This window comes from Spirillospora sp. NBC_01491 (assembly GCF_036227065.1).
GTDB lineage: Bacteria > Actinomycetota > Actinomycetes > Streptosporangiales > Streptosporangiaceae > Spirillospora > Spirillospora xylanilytica.
In genome coordinates this window covers 5,038,976-5,053,446 of sequence record NZ_CP109432.1, presented here as the reverse complement: position 1 = coordinate 5,053,446, position 14,471 = coordinate 5,038,976, and the positions used below count along the sequence as shown (strand labels likewise).

Here is a 14,471-nt window from a genome sequence, read left to right as displayed (position 1 = left end):
CCAGCTCCAGCCGCCCCACCTACGTGTTCAGGCAGCCGACGTCGAGGACGCGGCGTGTTCGGTGTTGCGGGCGTGGAGTCGTTCGGTCTCGGCCACGTACACCGCGACCGCTTCGGCCAGCCGGTGCGCCGTCTCCACGTCCCCGGCATCCACCGCGCCCAGAGACCGCGACGACAGAGAGAGCGATCCGCCCTGGAAGTCGATCGCCAGAATCGGGCCGGAGTCGGGGCGATGAGGGTAGGTGTAGCAGTCGATCCGCGCGCCCTCACCCAGGTGAACGCTCAGCGAACTAGTGGTCGCGTTCACGCCGCCGCCCCCTTCCCCGACGAGCGACGACCCGACGAGGGACGGCGCCCGGACCGGTAGAGCCGTTCGACCTCCACCGCGTACGCCGCAGCCTGCTCGGCCAGACCCCGCGCGAACTCCACATCACCCGCGCTCAGCCGCTCGGGAAGGGTCAGGGTGACCAGCACCCGGCCCGCCGAGACCGTGAACAGCGGCGTACGCGCCCGGAAGTACTTGAACTCAGCCGCCGCGCCTCCGTCGATGGGCAGCGACAGCGCCGACACCCGGCCCGCCATCAGGCGGCGTCCTTAGCCGCAGTGGCCGCCGGACGACCCGCACCCTTCGCCCCGCCGGGGCCACGCATCGCCGACGCCTTCAGCGAGTAGGCGAGCCGGTTGGTCTGGCTGTTGACGTACGGGGTGACCCTCAGGTCGTCGAACTCGACCGGGATGAACGGGAACCCGTTCGGAGCCTCCGGCGGGATCGGCTGAACCGGCGCCATCAGCTTGACCTTGAACGTCCCCTTGGAGTCCGGGTCGGCGTCCAGCACTTCCACCGACCACACCAACTCGCCGGTGTCCTTGTCCCGCCCCTGAACGAAGTTCTCCTTGGTCGACCGGTCGAAGTCCCGGACCGCCTCTACCCCGCCCTTGATGAACGCCCCGAACGGGAACACGTCCCCGAACGCCACCTTGAACGGACCCTGAACCGCCATGTTGAACACCCTCTCACTCGAACCTCTTTGCGCTAACTCGTCTTGTCGAGTTGCTATGCATGAGCCTACGTGACGCAGGCCGGTTTGCAATGCGCGAAAAGGATCTTGAGGGGTGACCTAGGTCACATCACAGTGCGTAGCTATCCTCAAGCTCGTGGAGCGTGCCGGGGAGCGTGATCTCAACGACCAGGACCGCCCGGTCCGTTGAATCCAGCACCGAGCCCACCACCGACAGCACCGGCTCAGCCGCCCCCAGCCCGAGAAGCTTGGACTCGATCTCGGTCGGACGACGAGCACACAGCCGCTCGGTCAGCCGCGTTAGACGGTCCTCGACCCCGGCCGTCAGCAGCCGCCGCACCGGCACGGTCAGCGGACCGTCATGATCCAGACCGGTCGAGCGCGCGACGTCCAGCGGAGCCCACAGCGACACAACCTCACTGGCTACCGAGTCATGGAACGCCACATACCGCCGCAGGTGCACCGGAGCCGATTCAGCCAGCCCCAGCAGCGCGGCCACCGAAGACGGCGCAGGCCGACGACCCACCTCATCCACCTTGACCGACGACTCGGTCTCCTGGCGATCCAGTACGGCCAGGCCCGGCCGGCTGTGCTCGGACACCGACGCTCGGGGCGGCATCGGGAACGTCCCACGCCCGTGCTCACGCTGCACTTCGCCCTTGAGCTGCATCTCATTGAGCGCCCGGACCACGGTGGGGCGGGAGGCCCCGAACTCCTTGATCAGCTTGGATTCAGAGGGCAAGGTCTCATTGGGCGGATAGGTCCCGTCAGCGATCCGACGACGCAGCGTCTCCATGATCTGTACGTACTTCGGGGTGTACGCCGCATCGTCCGACATCAAGTCCACCCAACAGCTCGACAACATAAGTAGACACAGGTAATCATGCCCCCGAGCCCCCTGTCACTCCTACAGGCAGCACACAACCCCCGACTTCCACCCTTCACACGGAAGAAGGACGCCGGGGGTTGCAGAGCCAGCACGGGGGTCAGTTGCTCATCTTTTGATCTTCACCGCGTTCCATCTGATCGCTGAAGTGGCCACGGCCACATCTGTGCGTTCTTGATCGCTTTGTGCAGCTCTTCGGATGTGATCGCCTCTACTAGGCGTTCGGTCCCGTCCGGCGTCCGCACCTTCGCCCACCAGGAGCCGGTAGCCCACCCGTACCAGACCACGGTCCCCGGATGTTCCCGCGTGATCTCCCGAGCGATCTGCCGCACGTCCATGCCCGGCGGCGGTGTCACCCGGGGAGCACGCATCACGTCGCCGTGTTCGGGCCGCTGGTGAAGGGCACTTCCAGGACGCGCGCGATCCGATCCGATGCGGCCTCGACATCCCAGGCGGGGCACAACGGTTCAAGGTCGGGAGGAGAACCGCGCTCAGGGCCCGACCAGGCCCAGAACCACCAGAGAGCATCACCGTCATCACTCGGAGCGCCGCCGCCCCTTGGGCAACGAAGACACAGAACCTCTTGCCGAAGACCGGGGTTCATCAACTGCCCGAGTGGATCGTTCCCATCCGGTCCACCGGCCGGGTTGTACGCCTCCACACCGCCGTTCTTGCCCACCCCGACCTTGAGGCCCCGCGCCTCCAACGAGGTGACAAGCGTGCATTCCAGCCCGCTCCAAGACCGAGCCTGCCTGAACTGACGGCCAGACGTCCTGTTCATGACCACACCTCCAGAAATGGAAGCGGGACCGGCGACGCGGGGTCATGGCTCCCCCTCCAAGAGGGTGCGACGCAGCGGGGAACCTGCCGCACCTCAGCCACCCTCACCACGTCGCCGGCCCCGCAGCTCATCACGCCACCTCGGCCCGTCGGAATCCGCCGCACATCGAGCACGACTTACGCACCCGCTCCGGCCCCCGTCCCGAACCCGGCTGCCCGAGCAGCAGGACACGCCGAGGAGAAACCCACTTCCAGCCACGGCCAGCGCAGGACAGGCATGCCACGGCGTTGCTCGTCTCCTCCACCTCGACCTCCACCGTCGTCTCCTTCGTCACTGGGAGCCAGCACGGCCTGCGCTCTGGTGGCTGACAGGCGGGCCCGGCACCTCCATACCTTGAATAGAGGTGGCTCTATTTGAGACCCGTGGCCCCAGCTTGTCAATAGGGCTGGTCTTATTTGCCGTGATCCTTCATGCTGATGGATACCGCTACCGTTAATCCCGACGCGATCGAGGAGCAGACATGGGCATCGGCTACCGGGAGTTGGCTGAGGTCCTTCGGGACGCCGTGCGGCGGGGCGACTACCCGCCGGGCAGCACGCTGCCCAAGCAGGACCAGATCGCCGAGAAGCACGGCGTCAACATCAAGACCGTCCGCCAGGCCGTGCGAGTACTCGAAGCCGAAGGGTTGGTCACGCCGGTCCGACGTCGGGGCACGGTGGTTCGACCCAGACCGCCGATGAAGCGACTCGGCATCGATCGGTACGCCAAGAGCAAGTGGAAGTTCGGCGGACTGGTGGCGTTCGCCGCAGACCGCGAGGCATCAGGGCGCGAGTGGAAGCCCACCGACCAGACGCAGCAGGTCCGCTTGATCGAAGCCGACGCCGAGGTGGCCGCGGCGTTCGGGCTTGCGGAGCGCTCGCCGATCTATGAACGCGCCCGCCTGGTGAAGGACGGCGACACGCCAACCCACACGCTCACGAGCTACTACCGGCCGGAGGACGTCGAAGGCACTCCGCTGGTCGACCCGAGCCCGGGACCCGCCGGTCAGGGAGGAGGGTTCGCGGTCCTCACCGTTCAAGGGTTGGAGCCGGACTCCATGACCGAGAGCTTTCACTCACGCATGCCGACCCAGGAAGAGATCGAACTGCTACAACTGCCTGGCGGAGAGCCTGTGATGATCCTCCAGCGGAAGACGCTCACACGTGAGGGACGCATCGTTGAGTTCGCACGAGGGGTTCACTCGGCCTCCCGTTTCTCCTGGTCGTACACGTTCAAGATTCCCGACTGAGGAGCGGCCTTGCCCAGCGATGCGACCCTGCCCGATGAACTACGCGCCGACGTGGAAGTTCTGTGGGACTACCACGACATGCACCACACGCTTCGCCCATGTGACGCAGGCATCGGCTTGGGCAGCCACGATCTGGGGGTGGCGACCTTCACGGCCGAGCTCTACCACCAGGGCATGATCCCGCGCATCGTGTTCACAGGCGCCAACGCCCCGACGACGATCGAACGATTCCCACGCGGCGAGGCCGTCCACTACCGCGAGCACGCCATCGACCTCGGGGTTCCTGATGAGGCGATCCTTGTCGAGACCCAGGCCACCAACACCGGGCAGAACATCGAACTCACCCGGAAGCTACTCGCGAGCCACGGCATCGAGATCAGCTCCGCGATCCTGATCTCACGGCCCTACCAGCAACGCCGCGCCTATTCCACCGCCAAGAAGATGTGGCCGGAGCTTGAGATCATCTGTGCGTCACGACCGCTTCCCCTGGACGACTACATCGAGAGCATCGGGGACGTGAACCGCGTCATCAACATGCTCGTAGGCGACACCCAGCGGATCATGGAGTACCCCAAACGCGGATTCGCGATTGCGCAAGACGTGCCGGCCGAAGTCGAGGCCGCCTACCTCCGCCTCGTCGAGGCAGGGTTCACCAGCAGGCTCATCTGAACAAGCCCCGGGCCCTCGAACCGGGCCCGGCCGACACGGTGTTCATGAGCGGCGCAGGTCAGGACTTTCGTCCAAGGGCGTTCATGCCAGCCTCCGCCACTTCAGGTGAGACGATCACCGCGACCAGTTCCCCGTCCTTGGTGAGGGGGACGCTGTTGCCCTCCCGAACCGTATCGATGTACAGCTCCAACACGGCCTCAAGAAGCGTCGAGTCCGCATACTCCCGTCCCGCCCGTGGTTCCCTCATGACAACCAGCGTAGCCACGACGCGTGACCGCCCGCCGAAGCCCCCCGCATCACCGGTGATCGTTGCCGAATTAAGCTGTTTGAGATCAAGGGGGCGTCGCCGCTCGCGTCGCCGCCCCGGCCGTCCGGCTCCGCCGGTCGGCGCGTGCGGCGTGGGCGCCGGTCACCGACCGGCGGTCCGGACGGCCGCGCATCGCGCCGCCGGGCGCCGGCCTTTCGTCTGACCGCTGGCACGGGGTACGCGTCGCCGCCCCTGACGGGCACAGCGTTGATCGATTGATCGTGTGCGACCCCGGGGGCACGCTCCCCCCGGACCCCCTGCGAGCCGGAGCACTCATTCGCGCGAGAAGGTCTGTCACAGCGTCTCGCCGTCCGCGCGAACGAGCACTCCGGAGCGAGGCGCGTCCGTGCGGAGCGTCGACGGCCAAAGACTCAACCACGGCCATACGGCGAAGGTGACAGGTACTCCCACGGTGAGGCCACGAGCTCAGGTTGCCGAAACCATGGCAGGACTCTTCCCCAGGCGATCCGGACGACGAGAAGCGTGATCAGCCCCCAGTCGATCACGATCGGAGTAGCTATCTAGCGGCTACGCCGCACACCCCGGGGATCGCACCACACATGAGTGCAGATGGCCAGGAGCGGGCAATCCACTTCTCCCGAACGGCCGCTGGCACCACTGAACGTTCCTAACATCAAGCTTGTGAGCCAAGACAAAACGACGCCGGAGTATCGGCCAGTGAAGGACGCACACAAGACGCTCGGGCTCTGGTCGATCCGCCGGGCGCTGACGTTCGCCTTCACCGCCGCCGTGGTGCTGCTGATCGCAGCGTGGTTCTTATTGTTGTTCCTCTTGGGGTCACCGTCGCACGCCAAGCCCAAGCCATTGGAAACCAAAGACCTCCTGGACCTGCTCAAACTCGTCTTCGCTCTGGTCGCCGGTGTCGGTGCCCTGGTTGCCCTGGTCACCGCCTACCGCCGTCAACGGGTCGACGAGGCCGCCGGGGAACGTGCCGAACGCGTCCAAGCCCACGTCGAGTACGGCCAGGGCGTCGAGCTGCTCGGCCATGACAGGGCCGCCGTCCGACTGGGCGGGTTGTACTCCCTGGAGCACTTGGCCCAAGACCACCCCTACTACCGGCAGACGGTTACCGATTTCGTGTGCTCCTACCTGCGGATGCCCTTCCCAGCCTTGCCAGCCGGCCACGATGACCAATCCGAGCAGCCCGACGACCACACCGCCCAAGATCCTGAATTACAGGTCCGGCTTACCGCGCAACGGCTCCTCAAACGCCATCTGACCACCGGGGCCCCCGGCGACCATCGACCCACCTATTGGGACGGCATTCACATCGATCTCACCGGCGCCCACCTGATCGACTTTGACTTCACCCACTGCCACGCAACAAGCGCCACATTTACCAAAACCCAGTTCAGCGGGGACGCTGTGTTCGGCGGGGCGCAGTTCAGCGGGGACGCCGGGTTCAACGGGGCGCAGTTCAGTAGGGCCGCTAGGTTCGGCGAGACTCGGTTCATGGGGGCCACTATGTTCGGCGGGGCGCAATTCAGCGGGGACGCCGGGTTCGGCGGGGCGCAGTTCAGTGGGCCCGCTAGGTTCAGCGGGGCGCAGTTCATGGGGGCCGCCGGGTTCGGCAGAGCGCAGTTCATGGGGCCTGCCGGGTTCAGCAGGGCGCAGTTCAGCGGGGCCGCTAGGTTCGGCGAGACTCGGTTCATGGAGGCCACTATGTTCGGCGGGGCGCAGTTCCGCGGGGACGCCGGGTTCAACGGGGCGCAGTTCATGGAGGCCGCCTGGTTCAGTGGGGCGCAGTTCAGCGGGGACGCCAGGTTCGACAGGGGCGCCGGGTTTGGCGGGGCGCAGTTCAGCGGGGATGCCTGGTTCGACAGGGCGCAGTTCAGCGGGGACGCCAGGTTCGACGGGGCGCAGTTCGAACGGGAACCCAACTTTGCCGACGCCACAGCGAGTCATCCGAACGATAACCACGTATGGCCGAGCCCCTGGCTTGCGCAGGCAGTCACCTTGGACACGGCGAAGCTCATCCGCGAGAGCTGACCGCAACGGTGACAGCAACACCAGCAGACGCCGCCGCGCACGGTCAGCCCCCACCACGGCGTCAGCATGGTGAAGCAGACCAACGAGCTTGGCCGTGATCGAACGGATAAGGATGCGGTCGCCTCGTCATGGTGCTCGCGGAATATGCGCGGAATGATCACGGCAAGATGAGTATCGGACGCAGGCATCCGTGCAGGTAGACAGAGGAACGACGCCGAGATCCGTGACGGGCTGTAAATCCGTCGGCCGTGCCCGTTGCGTGCCCGTTGCGTGCCCGTTGGCAGGGTGATCAACGGGGACTCACGGTCGTTTGCGGAGTGATCGCCGAGGAGGCCCAGATCAACGGGGCGCCAGGTCGGGCGCTGGGTTCATGACCGGCTTTGCAAGCCAGGTGTCCGGGGTTCGAATCCCCGTGGCTCCACCCCAACGAAAGCCCAGGTAGGGAAGCATCTTCCCGTCCTGGGCTTTCGTCGTTGAGTCACGGGTGCCCGGGAGGTCCGGGAGTCGGGGTGGTTCTCTCCGGGGGCCGGGGCGCTTCCGGAGGTGTCGGGGGTTCGGCGCGGCGGGAGTGGGTGGCTTCGGCGCGCAGCCAGGACAGGGCGATGATCGAGATGACGATGAGGCCCAGCCAGTTGATGAGGGTGATCAGGTGGCCCTGCGTGTCGGTGGCGCGGGGCAGGTAGCCGCGCTCCAGGAGCTCGTACTGCCAGGGGGTGCCGGTCAGGAAGAGGGACAGCCCGATCGCGATGCCGTGCATGGAGTCCCACAGCGCGTGCAGCAGGGCCACGCCGAGGTAGGCCAGCAGCAGCCCGCCGGTGATGCGCCAGCGGCGGCCGGCGACGGCGAACAGGACGCCGCCGAGGATCGACGTCCACAGGCCGTGGCCGAGCGGCGCCAGCACGCCGCGCAGGATCTCGGTCTCGACCATCGAGCGGACGCTGATCCCCTGCGTGGTGAACAGCGAGTTGAGGGCGTACCCCGAGCTCTCGAACGAGGCGAAGCCGAAGCCGACGGTGGCGCCGAGGACCAGGCCGTCGCGGGTGGTGCGCGGGTGCACGTGGCGGGCGACGAACATCAGCGCGAGGAGCTTGACGCCCTCCTCGATCAGCCCGACGCCGAAGTACATCCACAGCGACGGGTGCAGGAGGTAGGTCTCCAGGACGGACGCGCCGAGCACACCGAGCACACCGCCGATCACGAACGCCGAGAAGAGCAGCGGAACGGTGATCTCGCCCGCCCTGCCGTGCTCGTACGCCCAGACCACGAACGTGACCGGCACCAGGAAGCTGCCGAGCAGCACCACGGTCGGCAGGAGGTTGGTGTTCGCGGTGGCCACGGTGACCACGACCGAGGCCGCCCACAGCGCCAGCCCGGTCCAGAAGACCCGCAGCCAGCGCCGTCGCGGCTTCGTCTGTCCGCGCGTGGTCGCCACCATCGCCGTCCCCCCAACCACGATCGGTAGCGGGAACGTACCCATGGGTGATCGCCACTGAACCTGCGTCCTGGTCACAGGAAGTAGCGGACGGCGATGTACCCCCAGGCCATCAGCGTGCTCAGGAACGTGACGATGATGCCGTACCGGGTGAACTGCCACAACGAGATGCGGTGCCGCCGCCGCGCCGTCCCCGCGCCCGCGGAGCCACGGGACGTGCGGGTACCGGACGGGGAAGAGCCCCGCGTCGAGACCGGAGTGGGCGACATCACGCGGCCTTCTCCGGGACCGGCCGACCGGGCCCGTCTTCGGCATCGTCCTCGACCGCTGATCTGCCCGCTCGGCGCGCGCGGCGGGCCGCGCCGAGCGGGTTCGGCGGCCGGTGCCGACGAAACGGAAAGACGGCGCCGGGGGGCGTGTGGAAGAGTGATCCGACCGGTGCGGGGCATAAGGAGGTACCCCGACGACGTTAGACTGAGCAAATCACTCTTACGACGCCCAAGGCGTCTGGCTCGTCCTTGCAGCCCACTGATCTGATCGTGGTGCCTCCCGAGACGTGCCCCCCTCTCGGAAGGTACTGCGTGTCAACAGCTGCTGCTGCTCATAACCTGCCCGCCGACTCGACGCCCGACGCGGGCGCCGACGAGGCACAGGTCCCCAGCTTCGCCGAGCTCGGAATGCCGTCCGAGCTCGTGTCGGCCCTCGTGCGCCAGGGCATCACCGCGCCGTTCCCGATCCAGGCCGCCGCGATCCCCGACATCATGGGCGGCCACGACGTGCTCGGGCGCGGCAAGACCGGCTCCGGCAAGACCCTGGCCTTCGGCCTCCCGATGCTCGCCCGCCTGGCCGGCCGCCGCGCCGCGCCGAAGCGCCCGCTGGCGCTCGTCCTGGTGCCGACCCGCGAGCTCGCCCAGCAGGTCCAGACCAACCTGGAGCCGCTCGGCCGCGGCCTCGGGCTGCACTTCAAGACCGTCATCGGGCAGACCTCGATGTTCAAGCAGATCGACGCGCTGCGCCGCGGCGTCGAGGTGCTGGTCGCCACGCCCGGCCGGCTCAAGGACCTGATGCGGCAGGGCGCCTGCGACCTGTCCGACATCGAGATCGCGGTGCTCGACGAGGCCGACCACATGGCCGACATGGGCTTCCTGCCCGACGTCACCGACATCCTCGACCAGGCCCGTCCCGGCGGGCAGCGGCTGCTGTTCTCGGCCACCCTCGACCGCGACGTCGACGTCCTGGTCAAGCGCTACCTGAACGACCCGGTGACGCACGCGATCGGCCCGGTCGACGAGTCCGTCGACACGATGGAGCACCACCTCCTGCTGGTGGCGCCCAAGGACAAGAGCGCGATCACCGCCGAGATCGCCAACCGCGAGGGCCGGACGATCCTGTTCGCCCGCACCAAGCACGGCGTCGACCGGCTCGCCAAGCAGCTCACCCAGGCTGGGGTGCGCGCCGCCGGCCTGCACGGCGGCAAGAGCCAGGGCCTGCGCACCCGCACCCTCGCCGAGTTCCGCGAGGGCACGATCAGCGTGCTGGTCGCCACCGACGTCGCCGCCCGCGGCATCCACGTCGACGACGTCACCCTGGTCATGCACGTCGACCCGCCGGCCGACTCCAAGGACTACATGCACCGCGCCGGCCGTACGGCGCGCGCGGGCGAGCGCGGCACCGTCGTCACCCTCGTCCTGCCGCACCAGGTCCGGTCCACCTCCGCGATGACCCGCCGCGCCGGCATCAACGCCCCGCGCGTCCGGGTCGCCACCGGCGACGAGGAGCTGGCCAGGCTCACCGGGGCCCGGCAGCCCTCCGGCATCCCGATCGAAGAGCCGATCATCCCCGAGCGTCCCCGCCGTGAGGGCGGGCGCGGCGGCCGTCCCGGCGGACGCCGCGGTGGCGGCGGCGGGCGCGGCTACGGTGGCGGCGGCGGTGGCCGCGGCCGTTCGTACGACCGCCAGGACGGCGACAACCGCGGCGAGCGCCGCGAGGGCGCCGTCGGCGGCGAGCACCGCGGTTCGTACGGCGGCGGTGAGCGTCGTGCCACCGGCCCCCGCGGAGGCACCGGCGCGACCTCCCACGGCCAGCGTCGCAGCAGCGGCCCGTACACCGGCGGCGGCAAGCGCCGTGAAGGCGGCGCCGAGCGCAGCGCGGCCCGCTACACCTGATCGATGAACCGAGGGCCCCGTCCATTGGGCGGGGCCCTCGGCATGTCCGCTCCGCGCTGCCAGATGGCGACGCCACGAGAGCAGCGCCCTCCGGCGGGGGACGGCGATGGAGCAGCCGGGAGACCGCGGGGATGGCGGGGATGGCGGGGGACGCCGGGTCAGCCGGCCTCTTCCCGCAGCCGCTCCTCTTCCCGGGGCAGCGCCGCGTCCAGGGGGCGCTCGTCGCTTCGGCGCGGGCCGGCCTCGTCGCGGGCGGCGGTGTCGCCGTCGCCGTTCCTGGCGCTGCGGGCCCGGTCCTCCTCACGCAGCTTGTCCTGGAGGATCTGGAGGCCCTCCAGACCGTCCACCGACAGTGCGGCCAGCTCGTCCAGGGAGATCAGCGACTGGCCGCGCAGCGGCGGCTGCCAGCCCGCCTCGGCGTCGTGGGTGCGCAGCACCTTGGCGGGGACGCCGCCGATGACCGAGTGGTCGGGGAACTCGCCGCGGACGACGGCGCCGCCCGCCACCGCCACGTTCCGGCCGAGCCGGGTGCCCGGCAGGATGATCGCGCCGGTGCCGATCCAGCAGCCGTCGCCGATCACCACCGGGTTGTTCTCCGGCCACTGCCGCCCGATCGGGGTGTCGAGGTCGCCATAGGTGTGGTTCTGGTCGGTGATGTAGACGTTGGGACCGGTGAACACGTCGTCGCCGATCTCGATCGACTGGTGGCCCACGATGTGCGTGCCGCGCCCGAGTGAGCAGCCGCCGCCGATCGTGACCACGATGTCGGGGCCGAGATCGAGGCCCGGGACGAACCCGGCGGAGATCGTGACGTGCGTCCCGACCAGGGTGTGGTCGCCGATCGAGATCCACGGCTCGCCGTAGATGGCGCCCACCGGGAAGCCGATGCAGGCGCCCTCGCCCAGGTAGGCGAACTTGCGCCGGCCGGGCGTGTGCGGGGTGATCTGGCCCTGCCGCTGGAGCCACTCCCAGCCGTGCTGCACGGCGAGGTGCACGCCCTGCCGGGCCCGGATCCTGAGCCGGGCGGCCACGGGCGGCCGGGTCGAGCGCGCTTTCGGCGACATGGCGTTTACCGTACCGGTTAGTAGAATGTCCCGGAATCGCCCCACCGTCCTGGCCGCAGGGGAAGGGCCCGGCCGAACCGGCCGGGCCCCGCCTCGGGCGATCTCCTACCGTGGAGCGCGGACCTGCCCATCGACCTCGGACTCGGCCAGGACGGCCTTGTCGTCGAGGTCAGTGGCGGGGTCGGCGAACTCCCGGTCGTTGCCGCGCCTGGTCAGCACCGCACCGGCGACGCCGATGGCGGCGACCGCGGCCAGCAGCATCAAGGCGGTGTTCCGCCTCCGCCGCCGGGGCCGGGGCGGTTCGATCCGTCCGGCGGCCTCCTTCATGACCGACCCCATGCGGGGAGCCAGGTCGGACTCCACGTACCGGGCGGCCCGTTCGAGCCGCGGTGCGCTCCAGCTGCGAGCGACCATGACGCGGTCGGTCGCGACATCACGCGTGCGCTGCGCGGCCGGCCCGATCCGCACCGCGGCGGTGGAGGCGCCCTGCCGGGCCGCCTCCGCGCCGTAGCGGGCCGCGTCCGCGCCATGGCGGGTCGCTTCCTGAACGCGCTCGAACCGCGAGAGCACCGCGCGCTGCGGCTTCCGGCGGCTACTCATCTTTAGGGACACGCTAACCTCCCTGTTTGCGAGGTCCTGCCAAGCAGCCTTCCCTGAGAACGGGGGGTAAACCCTGAAAGCGCGATCACACGGTCACGCACAGTAGGTGGGGGTCGGCAGGCCCGACATCGAAATCAGCCACTTCACGAGGAGGCCAGCCGTGGCCAACGAGATCTTCGCGACGCTCAACACGTCGCTCGGCAAGATCGTGATCCAGCTCTACCCGGAGCAGGCGCCCGAGACCGTCGACAACTTCGTCGGCCTGTCCGAGGGCACCAGGACCTGGACCGACCCGAGGACCGGGGAGAAGTCCACCGCGCCGCTCTACAGCGGGATCATCTTCCACCGGATCATCCCGGACTTCATGATCCAGGGCGGTGACCCGCTGGGCACCGGCACCGGCGGTCCGGGCTACGAGTTCAAGGACGAGTTCCACCCCGACCTGAAGTTCAACAAGCCCTACCTGCTGGCGATGGCCAACGCCGGGGCCGGTACCAACGGCTCGCAGTTCTTCATCACCACCAACGTCGCGGCGACCGCCCACCTGACCGGCCGGCACACCATCTTCGGCAAGGTCATCGAGGGCACCAACGTGGTGGACGCCATCAGCGCCGTGCCCACCGGACGCAACAACCGCCCGGTCGACGACGTCGTGCTGGAGTCGGTGACGATCGAGCGTCGTTAGACGTCGTACATGGTGAGACCCCGCACCGCCCCTGACGGAGCCCAGAGATGAGCACTGAATCCAGCCCCGCGCCCGAGACCTCGGTGCCGACCTGCTACCGGCATCCGGGCCGGGAGACCTACGTGCGGTGCACCCGCTGCGACCGCTACATCTGCCCGGAGTGCATGCGGGACGCGGCGGTGGGACACCAGTGCGTGGACTGCGTGGCCGAGGGGCACCGGTCGGTGCGCCGGCCCAGTGCGCCGCTGGGCGCCCGGCGGGGCGGGGCGGCGGCGGTTCCGGTGGTGACGTACACGCTCATCGGGCTGTGCGTGCTCGCCTACCTCGCCGAGATGGCCTCATCGGCGGTGGTGCGCGACTTCATGATGGTCGGCCAGGGCGTGGACGCGGGCGGCCGGATCGTCGGCGTCGCCGAGGGCCAGTGGTACCGGTTGTTCACCTCGCTGTTCCTGCACCAGCAGAACGGCGGGCTCGGCATCACCCACATCCTGTTCAACATGTGGGCGCTGTGGGCGGTCGGCCCGGCCCTGGAGCAGGCGCTCGGCCGCTGGCGCTTCCTGACCCTGTACCTGCTGTCCGGGCTGGGCGGGTCGGTGCTGCTCTACCTGGTCGAGCCGAACGGCGCGGCGGTCGGCGCCTCGGGTGCGATCTTCGGCCTGTTCGGCGCGTTCTTCGTGATCGGCCGGCGGATGGGCGGGCCGGTCGGCCCGATCGTGGTGCTGCTGGTGATCAACCTGGTGATCACCTTCTCGGTGCCGGGGATCTCCTGGCAGGGCCATGTCGGCGGGCTGGCCACCGGCGCGCTGCTCGGGGTGGCCTTCGCCTACGCGCCGGCCGCGAGCCGGCACATCGTGCACATCGCGGCGCCGGTGGCGGTGCTGGTGGTGTTCGCGGCGCTGGTGATGGTCAAGACGGCCGATCTGCACGCCGCCATGGGCGCCCTGGGCGGCCTGCCCGGCGCTGCGGAGCCGGGGGTGGCGGAACAGGCGTCAGGGGCGCTGTCCGGCCCGTCCGGGCAGGACTGAACGCGCGGATGCCGCCGCGCCCGAGGGGGCGGCGGCATCCGCTTCGCCCGGCGGCGTCCGCCCTGCCGGACGGTGGCCGCTCTCGCTTCGTGCACGGCGGTGATCGACCTGTGGAAAACCCGGCGAAAACCGGACGGTCATCCCCAGTCTGTGGATAACTCTGGTGGATTCAGGCGACCCGAAAGCGGGTAGCGCCGTCGCTCAGCGCCACCGGGTCGACAGGATCACGCCCAGGATGATCGCGGTGAAGCCGATTCCCAGGTTCCAGTTGTGCAGGTCGCTCATGACCGGGACGTCGGTACCGGTGCTCGCCGTCACGTAGAAGACCGCGATCCAGACCAGCCCGATCAGCCAGAGGGTGACCATCGTCGGCACCAGCCAACGGGGGCTGACCTCGGGCGCCTTGGACTTCTGCGGCGGCGTGTAGACGGCCTTCTTGCGCACTTTGGACTTGGCCACGTGGGATCGATCTCCTCGGGCGGCTGGCGGCCGGAGCGCCGGTCCGCGCATGGGTGGTTTGTCGGTTAGCGTAGTCGCTGGT

16 protein-coding genes are annotated in these 14,471 nt (G+C 68.9%); 6 read left to right on the top strand and 10 right to left on the bottom strand.

The window, feature by feature from the left end; all coding sequences use genetic code 11:
* Nucleotides 1–27: 27 nt before the first annotated feature.
* The 4 genes from OHA34_RS23590 to OHA34_RS23575 all read right to left on the bottom strand — a co-directional run bounded on the left by OHA34_RS23590 (nucleotide 28) and on the right by OHA34_RS23575 (nucleotide 1,856).
* A complete protein-coding gene (locus OHA34_RS23590; protein ID WP_329518938.1) occupies nucleotides 28–306 on the bottom strand; it encodes a hypothetical protein in 279 nt (92 codons plus the stop codon).
* Nucleotides 303–581 carry a hypothetical protein gene (locus tag OHA34_RS23585; protein ID WP_329518937.1) on the bottom strand — a complete coding sequence of 93 codons (279 nt, stop codon included), beginning with the start codon at nucleotides 579–581 and terminating at the stop codon, nucleotides 303–305. Before OHA34_RS23585 ends, OHA34_RS23590 begins: the two co-directional genes overlap by 4 nt.
* On the bottom strand, nucleotides 581–1,000 hold the full coding sequence (locus tag OHA34_RS23580) for a plasmid replication, integration and excision activator (RefSeq protein ID WP_329518936.1): 420 nt from the start codon (nucleotides 998–1,000) through the stop codon (nucleotides 581–583). Before OHA34_RS23580 ends, OHA34_RS23585 begins: the two co-directional genes overlap by 1 nt.
* Nucleotides 1,001–1,127: 127 nt before the next feature.
* A complete protein-coding gene (locus tag OHA34_RS23575) occupies nucleotides 1,128–1,856 on the bottom strand; it encodes a GntR family transcriptional regulator (RefSeq protein WP_329518935.1) in 729 nt (242 codons plus the stop codon).
* 1,349 nt (nucleotides 1,857–3,205) lie between these two features.
* On the opposite strand from OHA34_RS23575, the gene OHA34_RS23570 reads away from it, so the two are divergent.
* Nucleotides 3,206–3,973, top strand: a complete 768-nt coding sequence (locus tag OHA34_RS23570; protein ID WP_329518934.1) for a GntR family transcriptional regulator — start codon at nucleotides 3,206–3,208, stop codon at nucleotides 3,971–3,973.
* Nucleotides 3,974–3,982: 9 nt separating this feature from the next.
* A complete protein-coding gene (locus tag OHA34_RS23565) occupies nucleotides 3,983–4,642 on the top strand; it encodes a YdcF family protein (protein WP_329518933.1) in 660 nt (219 codons plus the stop codon).
* Nucleotides 4,643–4,700: 58 nt separating this feature from the next.
* Here OHA34_RS23565 and OHA34_RS23560 read toward each other — a convergent pair whose 3' ends face one another.
* Nucleotides 4,701–4,889 (bottom strand): hypothetical protein, encoded by a 189-nt coding sequence (locus OHA34_RS23560; RefSeq protein WP_329518932.1) that lies wholly within the window; start codon nucleotides 4,887–4,889, stop codon nucleotides 4,701–4,703.
* Between the two features lie 702 nt (nucleotides 4,890–5,591).
* Between OHA34_RS23560 and OHA34_RS23555 the strand changes: the two genes are divergently transcribed.
* Nucleotides 5,592–6,959, top strand: coding sequence for a pentapeptide repeat-containing protein (locus OHA34_RS23555; RefSeq protein ID WP_329518931.1), 1,368 nt, complete (start codon nucleotides 5,592–5,594; stop codon nucleotides 6,957–6,959).
* Nucleotides 6,960–7,437: 478 nt separating this feature from the next.
* On the opposite strand, the gene OHA34_RS23550 is transcribed toward OHA34_RS23555, so the two are convergent.
* Nucleotides 7,438–8,394, bottom strand: a complete 957-nt coding sequence (locus tag OHA34_RS23550) for a PrsW family intramembrane metalloprotease (protein ID WP_329518930.1) — start codon at nucleotides 8,392–8,394, stop codon at nucleotides 7,438–7,440.
* Between the two features lie 71 nt (nucleotides 8,395–8,465).
* Nucleotides 8,466–8,660 carry a hypothetical protein gene (locus OHA34_RS23545; protein WP_285939506.1) on the bottom strand — a complete coding sequence of 65 codons (195 nt, stop codon included), beginning with the start codon at nucleotides 8,658–8,660 and terminating at the stop codon, nucleotides 8,466–8,468.
* Between the two features lie 312 nt (nucleotides 8,661–8,972).
* Here OHA34_RS23545 and OHA34_RS23540 point away from each other — a divergent pair, with 312 nt between their 5' ends.
* Nucleotides 8,973–10,556 (top strand): DEAD/DEAH box helicase, encoded by a 1,584-nt coding sequence (locus tag OHA34_RS23540; RefSeq protein ID WP_432763040.1) that lies wholly within the window; start codon nucleotides 8,973–8,975, stop codon nucleotides 10,554–10,556.
* Between the two features lie 158 nt (nucleotides 10,557–10,714).
* Here OHA34_RS23540 and OHA34_RS23535 read toward each other — a convergent pair whose 3' ends face one another.
* Both OHA34_RS23535 and OHA34_RS23530 read right to left on the bottom strand, forming a co-directional pair.
* Nucleotides 10,715–11,620 carry an acyltransferase gene (locus OHA34_RS23535; RefSeq protein ID WP_329518929.1) on the bottom strand — a complete coding sequence of 302 codons (906 nt, stop codon included), beginning with the start codon at nucleotides 11,618–11,620 and terminating at the stop codon, nucleotides 10,715–10,717.
* 105 nt (nucleotides 11,621–11,725) lie between these two features.
* Nucleotides 11,726–12,220: a hypothetical protein gene (locus OHA34_RS23530; RefSeq protein ID WP_329518928.1), complete on the bottom strand. Its 495-nt coding sequence runs from the start codon at nucleotides 12,218–12,220 to the stop codon at nucleotides 11,726–11,728.
* A gap of 160 nt (nucleotides 12,221–12,380) precedes the next feature.
* Here OHA34_RS23530 and OHA34_RS23525 point away from each other — a divergent pair, with 160 nt between their 5' ends.
* A complete protein-coding gene (locus OHA34_RS23525; RefSeq protein WP_285939509.1) occupies nucleotides 12,381–12,905 on the top strand; it encodes a peptidylprolyl isomerase in 525 nt (174 codons plus the stop codon).
* Between the two features lie 47 nt (nucleotides 12,906–12,952).
* Nucleotides 12,953–13,930, top strand: a complete 978-nt coding sequence (locus OHA34_RS23520; protein ID WP_285939510.1) for a rhomboid family intramembrane serine protease — start codon at nucleotides 12,953–12,955, stop codon at nucleotides 13,928–13,930.
* 201 nt (nucleotides 13,931–14,131) lie between these two features.
* Here the strand turns inward: OHA34_RS23520 and OHA34_RS23515 are convergent, their stop codons facing one another.
* The gene (locus OHA34_RS23515; RefSeq protein ID WP_432763041.1) at nucleotides 14,132–14,440 is read right to left on the bottom strand and encodes a cell division protein CrgA; all 309 of its coding nucleotides are present in this window, start codon (nucleotides 14,438–14,440) and stop codon (nucleotides 14,132–14,134) included.
* Nucleotides 14,441–14,471 lie beyond the last annotated feature (31 nt).